Origin of the sequence: Virgibacillus oceani, assembly GCF_041521345.1 — a bacterium.
Lineage (GTDB): Bacteria > Bacillota > Bacilli > Bacillales > Amphibacillaceae > Virgibacillus_N > Virgibacillus_N oceani_A.
The window spans coordinates 16920-37163 of record NZ_JBGOHB010000010.1 but is presented as its reverse complement, the minus strand read 5'-3'; the positions used below and the strand labels follow the sequence as shown (position 1 = coordinate 37163).

Genomic DNA, 20244 nt, shown 5'->3' with positions numbered 1-20244 from the left:
CAGTGAGGCCACTTACATTAACGATGACGGCATTTGGGCCGTATAAAGATAAAGAAACGATCGATTTTAATGACTTGGACGGGCATAGTCTTTTTGTCATCTCCGGAAATACCGGCGCAGGGAAGACGACGATTTTTGATGGTATCTGCTTTGCATTATATGGCACGGCCAGCGGACAAGACCGGGAAAATAATGCGATGCTGCGGAGTGATTTTGCCGAGGATGGTACCAATACATCTGTAGAGCTTATATTTGAATTAAAAGGCAGTATATATCGGGTGCTGCGCCAGCTTGGGCATATCAAACAAGGAAATAAATCTAAAACCGGTGAAGACTATGAGTTTTTTGAAATAACAACGGACGGGGAAATTCCTTGTGTTGACAGGCAAATGGTTACCGAAATTGATAAAAAAATAGAATCACTCATCGGATTAACGAAGGATCAATTTAAACAAATTGTTATGCTGCCGCAGGGTGAATTCCGGAAATTATTGACATCAAAAACGGAAAACAAAGAAGAGATTTTGCGCAGGCTGTTTAAAACAGAGCCTTATAAGCATATTACAGAGAAACTGCGTGTTAAGCAAAAAGAGGCTAATGATGCATTTAAGCAAGCAGAGCAAAATCGGTATAATATAATTCATGATATTCATGCTTCGCTGCCGGCGCGGGAAGGGTCTCTCATTTTCCAGGTGCTTTCCTGGGATTATTACAATGTGAAACAGATTAAGGACGGGTTGGCACAAGAGACTATTTTTTATGAAAAAGGATTGGCGATGGATAAAGAGAACTATCAAAAGGCCTACAAGGAACATGATAAAAAACAAACGGAATATCATCAGGCAGTCAGGTTGAATGAACAATTCGATGATTTAGAGAAAAAAGAACATAAACTAAAAACCTTGAACGATCAAGTGCCGATATTTACAGAAAAAGAAAAACAGCTAAAAGCCGCAGAACAAGCGAACTTAATTTTGCCTTATGAAAAACAGGTGGATGAGTGGATTCGGGAGGAAATGCAGAAACAATCACAGCTGAAACAGGCAAAAAATGCGATGAAGTCAGCAGAAGAAAATCTGGAAAGCGTGCAAAAGCGCTATGTTCAAGAGGAAAACAGGCAAAATGAACGGGAGAATGTAAGTAAAGAGCTCGATCGCCTGCAAGATTTTTTGCCGATTGTCGAGGAAATAAATGCATGGAAAAGCAAGCTGCAAGATCTTGTAGTACAAGGCAAGAAAGCATCTGGGGACCTTGACAAAGTGGAGCAGGAGCTGGAGAAAAAAACAAAAGAGGCAGAAGCATACAATACAGAAATTAAAAGTTTGGATGCCTCTGTTGGCCAATTGCCGGATAAACAGGAAAAATGGGAACGTATCCGCGAGCAGCAACGAATTTTTAAGGAATATATTGATTTAACAGAGCAGCATAAAAAAGCGGAAAAAGAACTTCATACAAGGAAAATTCAGGCAGTCCAGGCGAAGGATACATACACAAAAATGGAAAATTCCTGGCTGGCCAATCAAGCGGTGGTCCTGGCAACTCATCTGCATGACGGAGAAGCTTGTCCTGTTTGCGGAAGCCACGATCATCCACATAAAGCAGTGCATGAGGAAGCGAGTGTTACAAAAGAACAGCTGGAAGCAACAAAAAAAGAGCTGGATGAAAAGGATAGCGCATACCGTTCGGCCGAGGCAGAACTGAAGACAATTCACCGTCAGCTTTCGAAATCTGAAAAGGAAGTGGCGGAATATGCTGTCTCTCCTGAAAAAGTGGAGGGAACGTATAAAAATATTTTACAAGAAGAAAAAACGTTGGCAACAGAAGTGAATCAATTAAAGGGAACCCGTCAGAAATTAGATTCCTTGAAAAAGAAATTTGAACAGGAAAGTGAAGCTTTAAAGCAGCTTGAAAAAAACCGTGAAAAATTCAGGGAAACACGTGATCAATTGCGTACGGATTATAAAGTTATGCAAGAAGGGTATAAAGAAAAAACAGCTCCAGTTCCAGAGAGTGTACGCGAGCTATCTGCTTTACAAAGTGAAATAAATAAAACAGAGAAATATAAAGTGGAGCTTGAGAAGGCATGGGAAAAAGCTCAAAAGGATTTGGATCAAGTAAAACAACATTATACAAAATGCGGATCAGACCTGGATCATATTGCTAAACAAATGAAAGAAACGGAAGAAAAGCATGAAAAGGCAACACAGCAATTTGAAGCAGCATTGCAGGAACATCATTTTCCAAGCAAAGAAGCATACAAACAGGCTAAGATGAATGAACAGGATCAGCAAAAAGTGAAGAAAGAAATTGACAACTTTAAAGAAGAAAGAACCGCACTAAATCGAAATGTCGAAGAGCTGCAAAAAGAATTAAAGGAAAAGGAAAGAGTGGATGTTTCTACCCTGGATAAACAGTTAAAACAATTAAAGCATGCCTATGAAGCCGCTTTTGAAAAATGGAAGCTTTCGGAAAGATATTATAAGGACGCTGGAAGATTGAAAAAGGATATCACTGATACCGAGAAAAAAGTGCTTGAAAAAGAAGAGGCATTGCGGACAATCACTGATTTGTACGATGTGGTTCGCGGGCAAAACCACCAAAAAATATCCTTTGAACGTTATTTACAAATCGATTATCTCGAGCAGATTATCGGGGCAGCAAATCTGCGTCTGAAGCGGCTTTCTAATGGACAGTTTTACTTGATGCGAAGTGATCGCCAAGAATCTCACGGAAGACAGAGTGGACTTGCCCTTGATGTGTATGATGCCTACACCGGCCAGACACGGGATGTAAAAACATTATCCGGCGGGGAAAAATTCAATGCCTCCCTTTGTCTAGCGCTTGGCATGTCAGATGTCATTCAAAGCTTCCAGGGAAGTATTTCCATTGATACGATGTTTATTGATGAAGGTTTTGGCACATTGGATGAGGAATCACTAAACAAGGCCATTGATACGCTGGTTGAACTGCAGCAATCAGGCCGTATGATCGGCGTTATATCCCATGTTCAAGAGCTGAAAACAGTTTTCCCGGCAGTATTGGAAGTGACAAAAACGAAAGCCGGTTCTAGCAATGCTCGGTTTATTACAAAATAAATTTACTCGTTTTTGGAATAATAATCACCAAGGAGGGTGTATGATGAGCAAAGGTAAAAAGAAAAAGAATAAATCGAAAGAAGCATTAAATGATATGAAGGACGATAAGAAATATCGTCAAAACCGACCGCCGAGGTAGTGGAAAATCTTTATATATAAGGGATCCCGTTACCTATCACAAACATGAAAAATACAACCAAAAATGACCATCAATTATGCTAATCTGATGGTCATTTTTTTGTTTGCTTAACAATGCTTTTGGATTCAATCAACGCTCAAAAGTAGCTGGCCTCAGCATGAAAGTTGCTCATCAACGCTCAAAAGTAGCTGGCCTCAGCATGAAAGTTGCTCATCAACGCTCAAAAGTAGCTGGCCTCAGCATGAAAGTTGCTCATCAACGCTCAAAAGTAGCTGGCCCCAGCATGAAAGTTGCTCATCAACGCTCAAAAGTAGCTCGCCTCAGCATGAAAGTTGCTCATCAACGCTCAAAAGTAGCTGGCCTCAGCATGAAAGTTGCTCATCAACGCTCAAAAGTAGCTCGCCTCAGCATGAAAGTTGCTCATCAATTCTCAAAAGTAGCTCGCAAGCAAAATAATTTTTCTCCCTGTTCCACTACCAATATTGGCATAGTATTCCCATCCAAGCTTACTCCGTCAATTGACTCTTCTCTTTCACTTCCTGACCATCTTTTACATAAACCCTTGGAATCCGCTTTCCAATCAAACATGTCGTTTCATAGTGAATCGTTCCCATTAATTCCGCAACTTCTGCCATCGGAATATGCCCGGCGTTTTCATCACCAAATACACTAAAAATTGTATGATGATCAACATTTTCCATTCCCGTTACATCAATCATAGACTGATCCATGCATATCCGGCCGACGATTCGTGCTCGTTCGCCGTTTATCATCACATCGCCCCGGTTTGACAACAGCCTTGAGAAGCCGTCTGCATAGCCAATCGGGATGGTGGCAATTTTGGAATCCTGCTCCGTTGTAAAGGTACAACCGTAGCTGATGGATTCATGGGGCTCTAACGTTTTCAAAAATACAGGTTTTGTATTTAATGTCATCGCCTGTGTTAAATCAATAATTTCTTTCATAAAGTCTTCCGGATATAGGCCATACATGGCAATCCCTACGCGGACCATATCCAGATGTTTGGACAGGTGTGCGATAGTGCCAGCACTATTGCAGCAGTGTTTTATAGGCACATCGATACCATTTTCCTTCAAATAATCCGTCACTTCTAAAAAAGATTCAAACTGCTTGTCTGTATAAGCAGTATCTTTATTGTCGGCATTGGCAAAATGAGTGAATGCCCCTTCGATAACTACATACTCAGATGACAGGGAGCGGGCAAGCTCGAGAACATCTTCCTTATTTTTCAGCCCAATCCGGTTCATACCCGTTTCCACTTTAATATGAACACGGATCTGTTTTTGCAGGTCGTTTGCCAGTACTTTTACGGCTTCTGCAGCTTCCGGTGAAAATACGGTTAATGTAATATCATGCTTAATCGCAGTACGAATTGCTTCCGGTGGGGTATATCCCATCACCAAAATAGGTGCCTCTATTCCTGCGTCCCGAAGCAAAACGGCTTCATCCAGAATAGCAACAGCAATATAGTCCGCTCCGGCAGCTAATGCTTCATTTGTAATTTCAACTGCGCCGTGCCCGTATCCGTCCGCTTTTACAACGGCCATGTATTTTGTGTTATCTCCTATATGTTGTTTGAATGCTTTCACGTTTTGATATATGGCATCCAATGAAATTTCAGTCCAAGTACCCCGATAACTTCCGTATTGCATATTTCATCCTCCTTCATGTGCCAATCAACATCGTGCTCCTATTATAAAATAGATTTCCCATCAAATAAAAGCTTAATCCTTTCTTTTTTCAACTCTAAAAAGTACCCCTCAAACATATGTGAGAAGGGTACTTGATTGGAAATCTAAATTATTATTTTTTTGCATCTTTCACAGAAACATAAGGATAATCCAAGTCATTTGCAACAGCTTCGTATGTCACATGACCGTTCATGACGTTAATCCCGCTTTCGATTGCCGGGTTATCCTGAACTGCTTTTTCCACACCTTTAGTTGCAATCTGTACAGCATATGGTACTGTAACGTTTGTCAGTCCAACGGTTGCTGTTCTTGGGACAGCACCTGGGATGTTTGCTACTGCGTAATGCAATACATCGTGTTTTTCATAAATAGGGTCAGCATGTGATGTTGGATTGTCCACCGTTTCAAAGTTTCCGCCCTGATCGATGGCCACGTCTACAATCACGCTGCCAGGCTGCATGGATTTGACCATTTCTTCAGACACAAGTTTTGGTGCTTTTCTCCCCGGAATTAATACAGAACCTACAACAAGGTCTGAATTTTTAACTGCCTCTCCGATATTAAATGGATTGGACATGAGTGTTTGTACACTTGAACCGAAAATGTCTTCCAGTTCGCGAAGTCTTGCAGGGTTCAAGTCAATAATGTTTACATTTGCTCCGAGTCCCAGTGCCATTTTTGCCGCGTTCGTTCCAACAACACCGCCTCCGATGATCGTAACAGTTCCACGGCTTACTCCCGGAATACCACCAAGGAGAATTCCTTTCCCTCCTTTGGACTTTTCCAGATACTGTGCACCAAGCTGTGTGGCCATTCTTCCGGCAACTTCACTCATTGGTGTAAGCAGCGGCAATGTTCGGTTAACCGTTATTGTTTCGTATGCGATGGCAGTTACTTCATTTTCAACAAGTGCTTTGGTCAGTTTAGGCTCTGCTGCCAAATGCAAGTAGGTGAATAAAATTAATCCTTTACGGAAAAAATCAAATTCAGATGGGAGCGGCTCCTTTACTTTCATGATCATGTCCGCTCTTTTCCAAACGTCGGCTGCATCTTCCACAAGTTCTGCCCCGGCTTCTTTATATTCTTCGTCCTGAAAGCTGCTTCCCAGTCCTGCGCCTTTTTCCACGAGGACAGTGTGATTGGCATTACGTAAATTAACAACCCCGGCAGGCGTCATCGCAACGCGGTTTTCATTATTCTTTATTTCCTTAGGTACACCGATAATCATATAAATCTCTCCTTTTTCCGTCTTTATCCCTATCGTATCGCTTCTCGAGTAATTTTACCTTATGGAAAAACATAAAAATCACATGGCCGCTTTGTGTTTTTTCACAAGTGAGCTCACCTATATATTTTCCATAATCAGTTCGAGGTAAACAGCTGTTTTTTGTACAGGATCTTTTACATCAAGTCCGCTGACCTCTCTAATCCGTTTCAGTCTGTAATTCATCGTGTTTGGATGAATAAACAACTGTTTTGCAGCCCGGTACACATTGGAATCCTCCTGTAAAAAATAGTGTAACGTTTTCAACAATGAAGTCTGGTTTTTTTCATCATAATGCTGCAGCCTCCTTATATATTTGTTTTGCTGACCTTGTTTTTTCCATATGTTGTGTAGTTCATCTATATATTTGTAAATACCCAGGTCTTCATAAAGGAAAGTATGCTTTAGGTTCGGAAAAATACTTTTTAGATAAATTGCATGCATTGCTTCTTTATAGGCATTTTTTATTTGTGCAGGACTGTCGTAAAGAAGGCCGGATGCGCCATTTATATGCTCCAGTTTCAGCTGGCTGCTAATTTTATTTATAAATTGATCCATGAAATCATATAGCCAATCGGCAATATCTTCATTTTGCATGATGCGAATGAGTAAAATAAATTCATTCTCATCAAAAATCCGGAAAATGACTTTTGCCTGTGTTTGTGTTTCTGCTAAATAATAGGCATGCTTCTCTATTTGTTCGGTTATGTTATCGGAAAATCTAAAAATAACGACGGTGAGTTTATCTTTGAGGTCCACGTTGAAATGTCTTTCCTGTTTTTGAATTACTTTTGGGTCTTGTAAATTTCCCGTGAGCAGCTGCCAGAAAAAGTCTTTATAGCTGTCATCAGCTTTTCTTTTCCCTGAATGTCTGGCAAGCAACAGTTTTTTTACTTGTCCTGCCGCTTCCTTTAAAAGGGACAACGCATCTGAACTAAGTGTTTTTTTACCCGTATGGATCCAGATAAACCCAAGCACTTCATTCTTTTTCCAAATGGACATGGCTACCCGGTTTCCCAGGCCAATTTCTGTTATTTTGGGTATATAAACAGGCTCATCACTATCAATTAATTTTGGCATGACTTCTGCTTTCCATAGTCCATTAATTATTTTATCCGGCACTTTGCGGTTCATGATAGTGGCAATTCTTGCTTCATCAACATGCTCACTATGTTTGCTGTAGGCAATGACATGATGGTTGGTATCTTCTATCGTAATAGGACAGTCAAAAATATCACCTATATAATCAGCAAGCTGATCAAGTGACTTAAATGTCTGGCTCAAGTTAAAACGATAACCCTGCCTATTTGCAGATTCTTTCATTAAATCATTCCTTTTTTCGTCTTCATACCAGATCTTTTACAGGAAGTAAAGCAAATGCTTAGCAAGTTGGCTTGCTTAGCATGGTTTAATTAACATTATTCGACATATTTTAACATGTGGTTTACAATTATCATGGAACTGGATTGATGAAAATCACAAATTCCCTACTTTTTATTTTAGTATATTCACAAACAGATTTCATCTTTTAACATGTATAATGGACATTATCATCAAGGGGGAACTGGAAATGAAAAAAACATGGAAAATTGCAAGCGCTTTTACCGGGATTATCGTGGGGGCAGGTTTGGCATCCGGGCAGGAAATATTACAATACTTTACAAGCTTTGGACTTCTCGGTATCTTGGGCGGTATTGTTACGACTGCTTTATTTGCTTACACAGGAATGATGCTAGTGTATCTAGGCAGTCGTTCACAAACAAATTCACATAAAGATGTGATCTATAAAATCAGCGGAAAATATTTGGGCACTGTTATTGACTATGTACTTATTTTTACTGTGTTTGGTGTTGGGGTTGTTATGATCGCGGGAGCTGGAGCCAATTTGAATCAGCAATTTGGCATGCCGCATGTTGTCGGAACACTCCTTATGACGATTATTGTTCTCTTGGTCGGCATGTTGAAAGTCAATCGAGTGGTTGCGGCAATAAGCAGTGTGACACCATTTCTCATTTTATTCGTAGTCATTGTCTCTATTTATAGTTTTGTTACGATGGACAGCTCATATGCAGCACTCAATGATGTTGCCACAGGGTTTGATACGACATTGCCAAATTGGTTTATTTCAGCGATTAATTATGTTTCTTTTAATATTTCGGTAGGGGCAGCCATGGCTATTGTCATGGGTGGCGATGAGAAGAACAGAAAGGCCGCTGCAACTGGCGGTTTGCTCGGTGGTTTAATGCTTGGTGTAATCATTTTACTAAGTCACTTGGCGATTTTTGCCAGAATTGAAGAAGCTGGTCAATATGAGATGCCAATGCTTGGTATTGTAAACAATATCTCTCCTGTGCTGGGTACCATCTTTGCCATCGTCCTATTCGGTATGATTTTCAACACGGCAATCAGTATGTTCTACTCGTTCACCGCAAGATTCGTATCGGTAGAGACAAAGAATTTTAAAATTTTCCTGGCTATAACAATGGCCGCCGGATTCCTGCTAAGTTTTGTAGGATTCACAGATTTAGTCGCATATTTCTACCCGCTGATCGGTTACCTGGGACTGGTACTCATTGGTGTGCTTATCGTTGTACCATTTAGAATGAAAAAAATGACAGCTTTAAAAGAAAGAGATCAAGAGTAAAAAGGACCCGCAGGTACCAATCTGCGGGTTTTTTAGTTAGAAGATAAGATGGGCGATAATAAGAAAAATTAAAGATAATCCCAAGTAAAGGTGAGCCATTCGTTTTTTCCCGGTGGGCCTGACGCGGCGCATCCAACCTGTAGTTACCACGCCAGCCAAAATGAGGGAAGCAAATAATCCGCTTAGAAATTTTCCGTTACCCCATTGAAAACCAAATCGATGTATAGCGGTGGAACCATGCATCAAAATGACGAGTAAAGCGGCCGTGCCGGTCCAGCGATGAAAAGGCATATCCTTTTTTATGAGCTGGGCTATTTTTATTTTATTTTTACGGTCAGGAGAATCACGGATCGTTGAATACATGGCATGGCGTGTCCAATTAAAAAGAATCAGCATCAGTCCAAGCAAACCAAGACTGATATGAATCAGCAAATTTGGAAAAGAATAGTGAGTAAGCACATTCCATAAAGCGAATATCAATATAAATAGATTTATAAAATACCACTTGTTCATCATTATCCTCCATAAGTTTCGGATACGAATTTATGATTGTGGAAACTATATCATGTTTAAATGGTTACAGAAAGTGAGATAGCGCATTGTTTGAGAGGCAGGAATATATGTGAGGGAGAAAAATAAGGCAGGCTCGGCATAAACTTCCGACACCTGCCGTGATGCAGACTGCTATATATAGAACATTACTCCTTATGCCAATCAGTTGTTACATCTACACCTGCATCCTTCAGCAGATTGTAGATTGGGCAACGCTGCTCTACAGTTTCCTTTAACTTAAGCATCTTTTCATTACTTTCTTCTGTCGCCAGGGTAATACTTATTTTTACAGTCTGAAAATAGGTTGTAACACCTTCGACGCCTTTAAAGCCTCTTGGGTCCAGTGTGCCTTCTGCTGAAAAACGCGCTCCGTTATATTTGAAGTTCTGCTCTTTAGCAGCATAGTTAATGATAATTGAGGTACATGCGGACACTGCGCCGAGCAAATATTCCAATGGATTTGGTCCCTCATTTGTACCGCCAAGCCTTTCTGGTTCGTCCACGATAAACGGGGCGAGATCACGTACCTGAATCTGGCTTTTAAGACCGCCTGCTGATTTTCCTTCTGCCCGCAGTGTGGCAAGTGGTTGTTGTGTCATAGCTGCTCCTCCTGTCGTTTGGTTCATACCCTTTTACTTTAGAGAAATTGGATTTAATTGTACAATAAAACATCTCAAGAGATGCATTTAGAAAAAATACTCCTTGTGACGGCATAGAGGCAAAAAAAGAGCGGGAATAATAATCACTTTTTCCCGCTCTTTGTATTAGTTATAAAACTTTGGAACCCTGCTGGAAAATACCGGCACATCTTCTCTTATTTTCGGTACAATGGAAAGGTTAATTGCCGATGTGATCGTTTCCTTTTTCGTAGGATCGCCTAACGCTAATTCATTGCCCCATGGATCGATCACCATGGAATTTCCGGCAAATTCTGTTTCATCGCTGAAACCAACAGTATTGCAAGAAATAACGAATTGCTGGTTTTCAATTGCGCGAGCCAGCTGTAAATGCCGCCAGTGATTTTTCCGTGCTTTCGGCCATTGCGCCACAATATGAAGCACATTTGCTCCCTCTAGGGCCAGCTGCCTTGCTAATTCCGGAAAGCGGAGATCATAACATGTAATCAGACCCATTTCGATGCCATCCAATTCAAAAACCTCTGTTTTTTGCTCCCCGCCATTCAGGTAATGATGTTCATTCAGCATGGGAACGAGATGAATTTTATCGTATTCATAAACAAGTTCACCGTCGCGGTTAAAGACGAAGCTGCTGTTAAATAATTTGCCGTTCTTTTTGTTGCCAACTGATCCGCCGATAATATTGATACTATGCTTTTTGGCAAGCTCCCCTAAAAATGCTTTCGTTCTTTCTCCATTTGTGTCCGCTTTTTCTGCTAGTGAGTCAAGCGCGTAGCCAGAATTCCAGAGCTCTGGGAGCACGATAGTGTCCGGATTCTCAGTTTGAACCGTTTTTTCTGTCCACCTGAGGATTTGTGCTTCATTTGCTTCCGGGTTGGCGGGAATAATTTCCGTTTGAAAAATAGCATATTTCATGGAATTTCTGGTTACTAAAACCTATAAATACTATCATTTTAGTTTTTTTTAGTATATTTTCGCCCCGAACCAGGTAAGAGGACTTCTGCGACGATTCTCACGTCGTTTCGTCAGGAGAGGGATTAACAACCCTCTGTCATGAACCTATTGTTCAAGACAACCCACGATGCTCTGTTAGAGCCAGCATGCTCACAGCAGACCATTCCTTCCATTGGTCAGTCTGCTGCAAGTGGTTTTAGTACCAGGACTACACCTCCTTCAGTTGTAATTCATGATTCGTTATTTTTAACGTCTTATGGACGACGTTCCACAATTTCCATTGGTGGTTTTGTTTGGCAGTTAAGTGCCTCATGTACAGACATTCCATATTTTTTACTATATTTAAATCGCCCTATAATGGAAGTATAGGCTGGATTTACCTCTTTCACTTGCATCCCATTCCTCAAAGCACGGGATTTTATTGTTTTTTAAGTTTATTTTTTGCGAATGTTTGGACCAACCGATTGAATTTTTTGTTGGTACCATGGTCTTGTTTTAATGTTATAGCTTCTTAAACAATGGCTCCAGCATTCCATGAAAGCATGTAATCCATCATTTCCTTTGCCAATTCTCCAGAAATGTTATTTCTTTTATTCGATGAAACATGTTCCATTTCATGATAATAAAATGATTTATAATCAAGAAGATTTCCTTGTCTGCTCACAATGGAAACAGCTACCCTGTCAATGTTGTTGACATCAATGCCAGCAACAATGTCAGACGTGATTTTTTCTTTGAATTTTAGTTCGCAACCGGTTGTTTCCGAATCATACGTAATATGAACACGATATTTTCCGTTTTTTCGTTTTAATTCAATGGAATAAACGTTATATTCTTCCATTGCCTTCTCTTTTGGTGTAAAGCCAGTAATGTTGGGCATGACAACATTTATTATTTCGCTGAAGTATTTATCAGATACGCAATTTAAAGCGCATTCTTACGTTTCTTTTACCATCTGCAGTCAACAAAGGATTTGCCACTTCTAAATAAAATTCATTTTCCTTTCATCGAAAACGATTCGTGCGTTTAAGCCTTTTAAACAGGTTTTCAGTGATGCTTTATTGGGTGTATTTCTTCCTGTTCGGTAATCCTATTTTTTGTTCCGTTTTTTCTATCTTCTTTTGAACATTTTCTATGCGTGAAGGTAACAGCTCTTTTGACTGTTAATTATTCCTTGTGCAAACAGTACAGCTAAAAGGCTGTCTAGTTGTTTTCCATTAATCGTACCAGAACCAGGCACTCAAAGCCAGATAAAAAAAGTATGTAATTCAATATTGACAGCGTTTGATAATTTAATATTCCTGCATGTAAATACCATTTTTGAACCGTGTTTTCAGCATTTTTGGGATGCGCAATTTTTCTGAAACCCTGTCATACTGGCATCAATAAGCACGGAGAAGAAGAACAAGAATTATTTATTTCTGTTGCAGGTTTTGGCATGTATAATGATACTAATGTTGAATAGCCAGTATGAAGGAAACAACACTTTTAACTGGTGTATTTGATCGAATAGAGGATGGGGACAGGCTGCCATGCTTATGGAAGAATTACAAAAAGAGTGGTTTGTGCCAGTAAATATACTTCCACCAGGCAGTAAAATTAATATGTGGTTTGATGTTGAAAAATGCTCCACAGCAACAAAAGAGGTGTTAGAGAAGGTGAGGAAGGGCAGGGAAAAATAAGGGGACCCAAGCCTGCCCCGTAACACGCTATTCATTAAAATATTTTTTCAGCCCTTCGATTAAGCCATCAGCTGCTTTTTCTTCATATCCGGAAGTTTCTATGACTTCCAGATCCCGCACATTTGTTACAAATCCGAGTTCAAGCAGGATAGCCGGTTTGTTATTATGATGCAGCACATGATAACCATTTTGTTTAGCTCCCCTGTCCACAAGGTCAACTTTTTCCTGGATGGATGACTGGACAGTTTCAGCGAGTTCTTTTGCTATATCAGAACTGTAATAAGTTGTAAGTCCTTTTGCTGATGGGTCTTCATTGGCATTATAGTGAATGCTGATAAAAACATTGGCATTACTAGCGTTGCTGATGTGCACTCGTTCATCCAATGAAACATAGGAATCATCTTCCCGGGTAAGGGAAACAGCAGCACCCTCGTCTTCCAGTCTAGCAGCAATGGTGTCGGTGGTAGAAAGGTTCAGGTCTTTTTCTTTGACGTTATCCAATCCAATCGCGCCTGCATCTATACCGCCATGTCCAGCATCGATAATAAAATGATAGTCGGACAAAGATTTTCCAATGTCGAGACCCGCAATTTCAGTAGATCCTGACATAAGTCTTTCTTCTTCCACATGCTTCAATTCTGTTGAAATAGTATTTCCATTTTCATCTATGAAAGTGGTAGATTTTGATAGTTTCGTATCTTCTGTTTCATCACTTTCATTCTCTTGTTTTTCAACGGAGAAAAGGAAGTGCAGCCCTACCCAAATCTCTTCTCCATTAAAAAAAGATTTTCCCCAGCCGTTTTTTTCTTCAAAAATAGTAATTTTACTCCCTCTATCCAGGTAACCAATCGTATTGCTGTCCTGTTTCGGTGCATCTTTCATTTCCAGTGATTCAGTACCTACTATAAACATATCCCCGCTGTCTGCATGCAGTGCCGCAGGGGGAATAGACAAAACGATAAATATACCAGCAAATACGGCAATTATTTTTAATATTTTCATATTCACACTCTCCCAAAACTAGATTGTTAGTATACAAGGCTTGCCAGGTTTAATAGAAAATATACATGAACATTTAAAACTCTGAAATATTTTAAAAAATTACTTGAAAGGTCATATAGCAAGCTTCTAAAAGCCTTAATGAATTTGAATACCGCATGAAAGGTTACATAGAAGGCTTCTATCAGCCCTAATAAACGTGAATAGCGCAAGAAATGTCACATAGAGAGCCTCTATCGACCATAATGAAGTTAAATACCGCAAGAAATGTCACATAGAGAGCTTCTATCGACCGTAATGAAGTTAAATACCGCAAGAAATGTCACATAGAAAGCTTCTATAAACCCTATGGAACTTGAAAATCTTCTAGAATATAATATAGAAGGGAAAATGAAAAATTCGTATGATTTCGCAGAAAATGAGAAAAAAGAACAAATAGATGAATATAGAAGCTATTCTGATTTCTCCCTTAAAGTACCGGGAAGAAGCTGTTTGTTTAGATGGGGGAAATGGCTGAAAGGATAAAAAATACGTGTTAAAAGGCTGTCCCCGACATGTGGACAGCCTCTAATGATGTATATATATTTGCCATATTTTTTCTGTATTACCTAAGTTAGTTCACCGAAGTTCGTTTAGCGCTGTAAAGTTTGAAACAAAGAACCGTCCTGGTGTTTCATTTTCTTTTCACCGGTGGCACAACTTCTTCCGGAATGGGAGACACATAACTTTTGCCGCCGAGCTTTTCATTTAATTCCTGTTTTGCTTTTTCAATCAGTTCTTGATCCTGCATGACCTCCACTGCTGTGGCTGCGATTACTTTACCTGCATGCAGCATTCCTTTTTGACCGATAGAAGAACCGCCTTGAGCTACTACTTGCCAAGTATGAAGAGAGGTGCCGTTAGCCATCGTTACTGCATGAGCTTGGCTAGTAGGTGTAACATTGCTCACATCCGCAACGTCTGTAGAGGCGAAAGCTTCCTCATCGATTAATGGTAAAATTGTATCGGATAACACCTGATCCTTCATACTTTTATGCCACATGCTATTAAGTTCTTCTGCACTTAATGTTTCCTGAATTTTTTCAGCAAATTTCATTTCTTCTTCGGTAAATTCAGGCGTTCCAAGTTTTTGATAATTATCCAGCATGACATGATCAATGGTTCTATTTTTGATTAAGTCTGATGTTCCGCTGTCAAATTCTAGCTCCATTTCTGTTTCCGTCATGAGCGCAGCACCTTCAGCAATTTTGATTATACGCTGATATATTTTTTCAACTTCATCCACTTTGGGAGCACGGATTAAATAAAGTACTTCTGCATCTGACTGGACAACGTTTGGTGAATAGCCCCCTGTATTGGTTACGGCATAATGTACTCTTGCCTGGGGTATGATATGTTCGCGTAAATAATTGACGCCGGTATTCATCAGTTCAACAGCATCAAGCGCACTTCTGCCAAGATGCGGTGCTGCAGCTGCGTGAGCGGATCGCCCTTTAAAGCGAAAATAAACCTGATAGGTGGCAAGCGCGTTCATGGCACTTACTGCATTGGCTGGGGCTGGATGCCAAGTGAGTGAAAAATCGACATCATCAAACAGACCGTCACGCACCATATATGCTTTGCCGTCTCCATTTTCTTCTGCAGGACAACCATAAAAACGTACCGTTCCCGGTATATTGTTTTCTTTCATGAAATCTTTGACTGCTACAGCAGCAGCGAACGCACCTGTACCAAGCAAATTATGTCCGCAGCCATGTCCATTTCCATTTTTAACGATAGGCTTATGTTCAGCAAAACCGGCTTCCTGGCTGAGACCGGCCAGCGCATCGTATTCTCCTAAAATGGCAACGATCGGTTTCCCGCTTCCATAGGAACCGATAAAGGCAGTAGGGATGTCTGCCACCCCCCGCTCGACTGAAAAACCTTCTTCTTCCAGACTCCTACATAGAAGATCTGCAGATTCAGCCTCCTCATAGCTTTTTTCTGCAAACTCCCAGATTCTTTCACTAATCGCAATAAACTTATCCCGCTTATCCTCGATCATTTCATCAATTCTCTTTGAATGATACATACATAACCACTCCTCACGCTGAAACATAGGGACGGTTCTCCATTTTTAAGGAGACTGAATTTTGAAATAAGTAAATGAATCATTTTCTTTTATCTCGATTTTAATGAAGTTTCCCAGTTTGATAAAAAATGCCTTCTGCTTAAATCAAAGCTCTCATAAGTCTGGTTAAACCAGGAAAGGGGAGGGAGGTCGATAAACTAAGTTTATCATATACATCATCGAATTAAAATACAGGGAGATCCTGCTATTATACTGCAACAAAAGAAAAACGAAATCGTTGCGCTAAGCAAAACTCAAAAATCTAAAACCAATGAAATCACGGCCAACATAGAGTCTAATAATGATATGGAATGCTTAAAAACCCTTTAAATTAAGGAAAAGATTGAAATTCTATTATTCGGCACAGATCAAAACATCCTGATATTAATTTTATGAACATTTTATGATGAATCAGCTAAAATTAGAATTTATACCCAGGACGTGACTTTATTCTTCTTGGGCAATCAAAAATTTTGCTGGTAAGAAATTGCATATAACTAGAAAAAAGTACAACAAGCAGTTAGAATCCGCTAGTTGTACTTACTTTTTTGACGCAAAACTACCGATTGTCCCCTTAAAGAACCGTCCCCGTGTTTCATGTTTACTCATTCACGGATGGGAGTTTCAGGTCTTCAATCTTCTTTTCTGCATAATCTTTTTTCAAAGTCAATCGCCAAATTAATCCTGTGCTTACTATCCCCATTAATCCAATAATCAAGGTCATTGCGATTGCCGGCAGCCAGCTGGAAATAATGAGAAAAACACCTGCTGTACTAACCCCAAGAATGGTAGCAACTGTATACATCCCCATATACGAGCTGCGTCTGTTATCAGGTACGCTATTTGCCAGTATTGTTTGCAGAATAGGAGCATACATAATTTCACCTATGGACGCCACAACCATTGCTATCATTAGTAAAAATGGTAAGATACTGTAACTAATCACGGTATAACCAATAAAAAAGAGACACATTCCGGCTAACAAAACAAAACGCTCATTACAACGTCTCAACAGCCAGGTAATGATCATGGTACTAAAAACAACGATAAGTGTATTGGTCGTTTTTAACATACCGACAAGATTTATGCCGTCCACCTGTAGCGAGAGAAAGGATAAGAGCTGAACTGGTTCGTTAATCGCTTCAACTAGGCGAACTCCGATATAGTTGGTCAGTTGTTCTTCCACGGATACGAGGAGCAATGTAGCAATTGTCAGTATGAGAAAGAACCGGTGGGTAAGTATTCTCTTGTATGTTTGCCATAGTTGGCTTAATTGTTTCCTGTTCTGTTTACTTCCAGTTAAAGCGGGTTTTCCCCGATCTGGAATGTACGTTTCCTTAATAAAGAAAAAAGTAATGGTTAGCGAAACGAGTGTGCAAATAGTGACACCAATAAAGAGTTGAAAATGGTAGTCAAAAAACAGGAACGCACCGATCATACTACCAATCGCAGCAGCCATATTTCTTAGCCAGTAAGAATATGTATAAATTATTTTTCTGTTTTCCGGTTGGCTAACATCAATAATCAATGCTTGATAAACAGGGGTGGCTGCTCCGGTAGCAAACTGAATGAAAACAAACAGAACAAAGGTAATGAAAGGCAGTGTATACCAAGGTGAGTTAACGAAAGCAGCTCCTAAAAATCCAAGGCAAACAATGGATTCGCTTAGCAAAATCACGCTTTTTCGTCCGATTCGGTCAGAAATAAATCCGCCTATTACTGAACCAATAACGTTTGCAAACATCACACCAAGAAATAAAAAACCAGTTATAAAAGTCCCCAGCTGATCGGAGAAAAAGATGATTAAAAATGGGATGACGGACATTGTTCCTATGGTGGTCAAAAATTGCAGAAACAAACGAATTCGTATTACCGGATGAAAACGAAATAATTCCATATGATCCTCCTTATTAATGATTGATTAATCAATCGTTAGTATATCAAAAGAATGGACCTATTAATTTATAGGTCCAAAAAGTTGAAGTACAGATGAATTAAATTTCTCCCACATATCACTGTACCTGGCGTCTGTAGAATTTAAACGCAATCCAATCAATAGACTTGTATAAACCGTAGCCAAAGGCAATGACTCTTGCTTCATAAGTAAACCTTTTTGCTGTCCGTTTATGATAAGTCTGCTGATTTTTTCCCTTAATTGATCGTGAAATTGATCGAGTTGTTCGAATGGTTCAGGAAAACGATGCGGTTGACCGACGACCATGACAACGAGTGTCAAAAAATCTTGTGCTGCGGAAAATAGTGTAATGTGTTTTGTAATTGTCTTTTTTAATTCAGCAATGGGATCTTCCGCCTCAGCATTAAAATCGAGCATCTGTTCAGAATAGTTACTCAGCGGTTCGACAACACTAGCGTAGAAGAGTTGCTGTTTATCTTTAAAATAGGTGAAGACATTTCCGAAACTCACTTCAGCAGACGCTGCTATTTTTTTAATAGTTGTGCCTTCATAACCTTCTGCTGCAAACAGGCTAATTGCACTATGAAGAATGTTTTCCCGTCTTTTTATCATGTTTAATCGTTGTTCTTCCGATAATGCCATGGATAAAACCTCTTTTGTCAATGAGTGATTAATCAATCATTAGTAAAAGAATAGCAATTATTTATTCGGATGTAAAGTGATTTTTTTCTTATACTTGGGACGAAGAAATTTTTGCAGGGTCAAATCACTTCTTTGGGACTGCGGTACAGCGGTTCCTCGTCCCATCGAAAAGAATTGGGACTGCGGTACAGCGGTTCCTCGCCCCATCGAAAAGATTTGGGACTCTGATACAGTAGTTCCTCTGCTTCAGCCTGAGTCCCTCATCTTAATATTGAACTGATAATATGCTTGGAATTCCACTGGCCAAATGAAAATGTCGTGATGGGATATTTTTTTGGAAAGAAGCGCTTATGAATCTCGTCTGCAGATAGACCTTGTTGGTAAAGGTCAAGGACTTTGTCATTCAGCTCTTGTAAATATTCCAGTTTATCCTTAAGTTTTTTCCTTCCATCTTTAAGGTATCCCGCATGACTGCAGAACACTTCGTCAAAATCATAAGTCAATACATGTTGAATGGATCGAATGATTTGTGGAATGGATTCGTCTTCCATCACTACCCTTGTTTTCGTTTGTACATACAAGTCGCCGGAAAATAGCTGCCCAGTTGTTTTGTTTAGCAAGGCCATATGATCGTAGGAATGCCCAGGTGTGAAAATGCTGATCCACTCACTGTTTCGCGTTCGAAATTGTGTCGGAAGAGGGGATGGGTTAAAGGCACTTCGTTTTCCCCAGAACATTTGGCGGTATAATGGATACTTGCCGTTTCTTTTAGCTTCATGGATGGATTTTTCGTTTATGTAAACAGGTACATTCAACTCTTCCTGAAACCAACTGGCGCTTCCAGAGTGATCTTCATGAATATGGGTGCAGTATAAGGCATCGATCGAATGACTCTGCCAAAATGGGATTAAAGCTTTTTGTAATGTAGCTGGTCCTGCATCGATAGCGATTCCATCGGTAATAAAACTGTAAACATTCATGCGAACGGCTTGAAATTTGACCGTGCCGTTTGCCATGTGGACATTATTTTTTGTACTGTGCTCTATATTTTTTTGAAAAAGCAATGCTATTTCCCCCTAATAGAAAAGTGAATGAGTAGCGATTCACTTATGTTGCCCTTACTATAGCAGTTTCATTTCTATTCGTCACTTTATGGAAGGGAGCCAAACAACCCGTAAAACCGGGTTGTCGTCAAGCCGTCGTATTAGAAGATAGCGGTTTATGTAACATGCTTTGCACCGGCAGGTTCCTCGGATTTCTCATCTTGCCATCCTTTACAGACATCCACCCAATCTTTTGCAAATGAATACATAAACAACTCATCACAAGTTAACTCAATGGCTGAATTTGTACTGCCACAAGCGGGAAAAACCTGTTCAAATCTCTTCATGGAAACGTCGAGATAAACATCCAAGTCATTTTCCAATCCAAATGGGCACACACCACCAACAGCATGTCCTGTTTGTTCCAGCACTTCTTCGGGAGAGAGCATCCGTGCTTTAATTCCAAATGTATGACGGAATTTTTTATTATCAATTTTGGCATCTCCTGCAGTAACGACAAGGATTGCTTTTTCTTCATTTCCTCTAAAGGATAGTGTTTTTGCTATCTGTTCAGGCACGACGCCAATTGTATCAGCAGCCTGCTGTACCGTAGCACTGGAGCTGTCATATTCCATGACATCAGCTTCCCGGTCCCATTGTTTAAAATGTTCTTTTACACTTTCTATCGACATGTATATCAGCCTTCCTTTTAAATCTTAGTAAGCATCATATCATGCTTTAAAATGGTAAAGCAATAGAGGGTATATCCTAGCAACTCATATTAAACCTGAGGTTGCAGTTCAAACTGACAGCACTAATATGACCATATTGACTTCTTTTTTGGGGAGCTTTAAC

General features: G+C 39.9%; 16 protein-coding genes. 3 read left to right on the top strand and 13 right to left on the bottom strand.

The window, feature by feature from the left end; genetic code table 11:
* Window positions 1-2 precede the first annotated feature (2 nt).
* Window positions 3-3095 carry an AAA family ATPase gene (locus tag ACDX78_RS09165; protein ID WP_486027203.1) on the top strand — a complete coding sequence of 1031 codons (3093 nt, stop codon included), beginning with the start codon at window positions 3-5 and terminating at the stop codon, window positions 3093-3095.
* Window positions 3096-3740: 645 nt separating this feature from the next.
* Here the strand turns inward: ACDX78_RS09165 and alr are convergent.
* The 3 genes from alr to ACDX78_RS09150 form a co-directional block, all read right to left on the bottom strand.
* Entirely contained in the window at window positions 3741-4907 is a 1167-nt protein-coding gene (gene alr, locus ACDX78_RS09160; protein WP_486027201.1) for an alanine racemase, read from the bottom strand.
* A 151-nt stretch (window positions 4908-5058) separates the two neighbouring features.
* Complete coding sequence (gene ald / locus ACDX78_RS09155) at window positions 5059-6174, bottom strand: alanine dehydrogenase (RefSeq protein WP_486027199.1); 1116 nt, start codon at window positions 6172-6174, stop codon at window positions 5059-5061.
* Window positions 6175-6291: 117 nt separating this feature from the next.
* Window positions 6292-7533 carry a PucR family transcriptional regulator gene (locus ACDX78_RS09150; RefSeq protein ID WP_486027198.1) on the bottom strand — a complete coding sequence of 414 codons (1242 nt, stop codon included), beginning with the start codon at window positions 7531-7533 and terminating at the stop codon, window positions 6292-6294.
* 247 nt (window positions 7534-7780) lie between these two features.
* On the opposite strand from ACDX78_RS09150, the gene ACDX78_RS09145 reads away from it, so the two are divergent.
* Complete coding sequence (locus ACDX78_RS09145; RefSeq protein WP_486027196.1) at window positions 7781-8854, top strand: YkvI family membrane protein; 1074 nt, start codon at window positions 7781-7783, stop codon at window positions 8852-8854.
* Window positions 8855-8890: 36 nt separating this feature from the next.
* On the opposite strand, the gene ACDX78_RS09140 is transcribed toward ACDX78_RS09145, so the two are convergent.
* The 4 genes from ACDX78_RS09140 to ACDX78_RS09125 form a co-directional block, all read right to left on the bottom strand.
* Window positions 8891-9367: a hypothetical protein gene (locus tag ACDX78_RS09140; protein WP_486027194.1), complete on the bottom strand. Its 477-nt coding sequence runs from the start codon at window positions 9365-9367 to the stop codon at window positions 8891-8893.
* 185 nt (window positions 9368-9552) lie between these two features.
* A complete protein-coding gene (locus ACDX78_RS09135) occupies window positions 9553-10005 on the bottom strand; it encodes an OsmC family protein (protein WP_486027193.1) in 453 nt (150 codons plus the stop codon).
* Window positions 10006-10170: 165 nt separating this feature from the next.
* The gene (locus ACDX78_RS09130; RefSeq protein WP_486027191.1) at window positions 10171-10959 is read right to left on the bottom strand and encodes a carbon-nitrogen family hydrolase; all 789 of its coding nucleotides are present in this window, start codon (window positions 10957-10959) and stop codon (window positions 10171-10173) included.
* Between the two features lie 550 nt (window positions 10960-11509).
* Complete coding sequence (locus ACDX78_RS09125) at window positions 11510-11839, bottom strand: hypothetical protein (protein WP_486027189.1); 330 nt, start codon at window positions 11837-11839, stop codon at window positions 11510-11512.
* A gap of 697 nt (window positions 11840-12536) precedes the next feature.
* Between ACDX78_RS09125 and ACDX78_RS09120 the strand changes: the two genes are divergently transcribed.
* Window positions 12537-12680, top strand: a complete 144-nt coding sequence (locus ACDX78_RS09120; RefSeq protein WP_486027188.1) for a hypothetical protein — start codon at window positions 12537-12539, stop codon at window positions 12678-12680.
* 27 nt (window positions 12681-12707) lie between these two features.
* Here the strand turns inward: ACDX78_RS09120 and ACDX78_RS09115 are convergent, their stop codons facing one another.
* The 6 genes from ACDX78_RS09115 to ACDX78_RS09090 all read right to left on the bottom strand — a co-directional run bounded on the left by ACDX78_RS09115 (window position 12708) and on the right by ACDX78_RS09090 (window position 20081).
* Window positions 12708-13682, bottom strand: a complete 975-nt coding sequence (locus ACDX78_RS09115) for an N-acetylmuramoyl-L-alanine amidase (RefSeq protein ID WP_486027187.1) — start codon at window positions 13680-13682, stop codon at window positions 12708-12710.
* Between the two features lie 670 nt (window positions 13683-14352).
* Complete coding sequence (locus ACDX78_RS09110; RefSeq protein ID WP_486027185.1) at window positions 14353-15750, bottom strand: M20 family metallopeptidase; 1398 nt, start codon at window positions 15748-15750, stop codon at window positions 14353-14355.
* Between the two features lie 640 nt (window positions 15751-16390).
* A complete protein-coding gene (locus tag ACDX78_RS09105) occupies window positions 16391-17686 on the bottom strand; it encodes an MFS transporter (RefSeq protein WP_486027183.1) in 1296 nt (431 codons plus the stop codon).
* Window positions 17687-17746: 60 nt separating this feature from the next.
* Window positions 17747-18346, bottom strand: coding sequence for a TetR/AcrR family transcriptional regulator (locus ACDX78_RS09100; protein ID WP_486027181.1), 600 nt, complete (start codon window positions 18344-18346; stop codon window positions 17747-17749).
* A 260-nt stretch (window positions 18347-18606) separates the two neighbouring features.
* Window positions 18607-19410: an MBL fold metallo-hydrolase gene (locus ACDX78_RS09095; RefSeq protein WP_486027179.1), complete on the bottom strand. Its 804-nt coding sequence runs from the start codon at window positions 19408-19410 to the stop codon at window positions 18607-18609.
* A 155-nt stretch (window positions 19411-19565) separates the two neighbouring features.
* On the bottom strand, window positions 19566-20081 hold the full coding sequence (locus tag ACDX78_RS09090; protein WP_486027178.1) for a YbaK/EbsC family protein: 516 nt from the start codon (window positions 20079-20081) through the stop codon (window positions 19566-19568).
* Window positions 20082-20244: the final 163 nt, after the last annotated feature.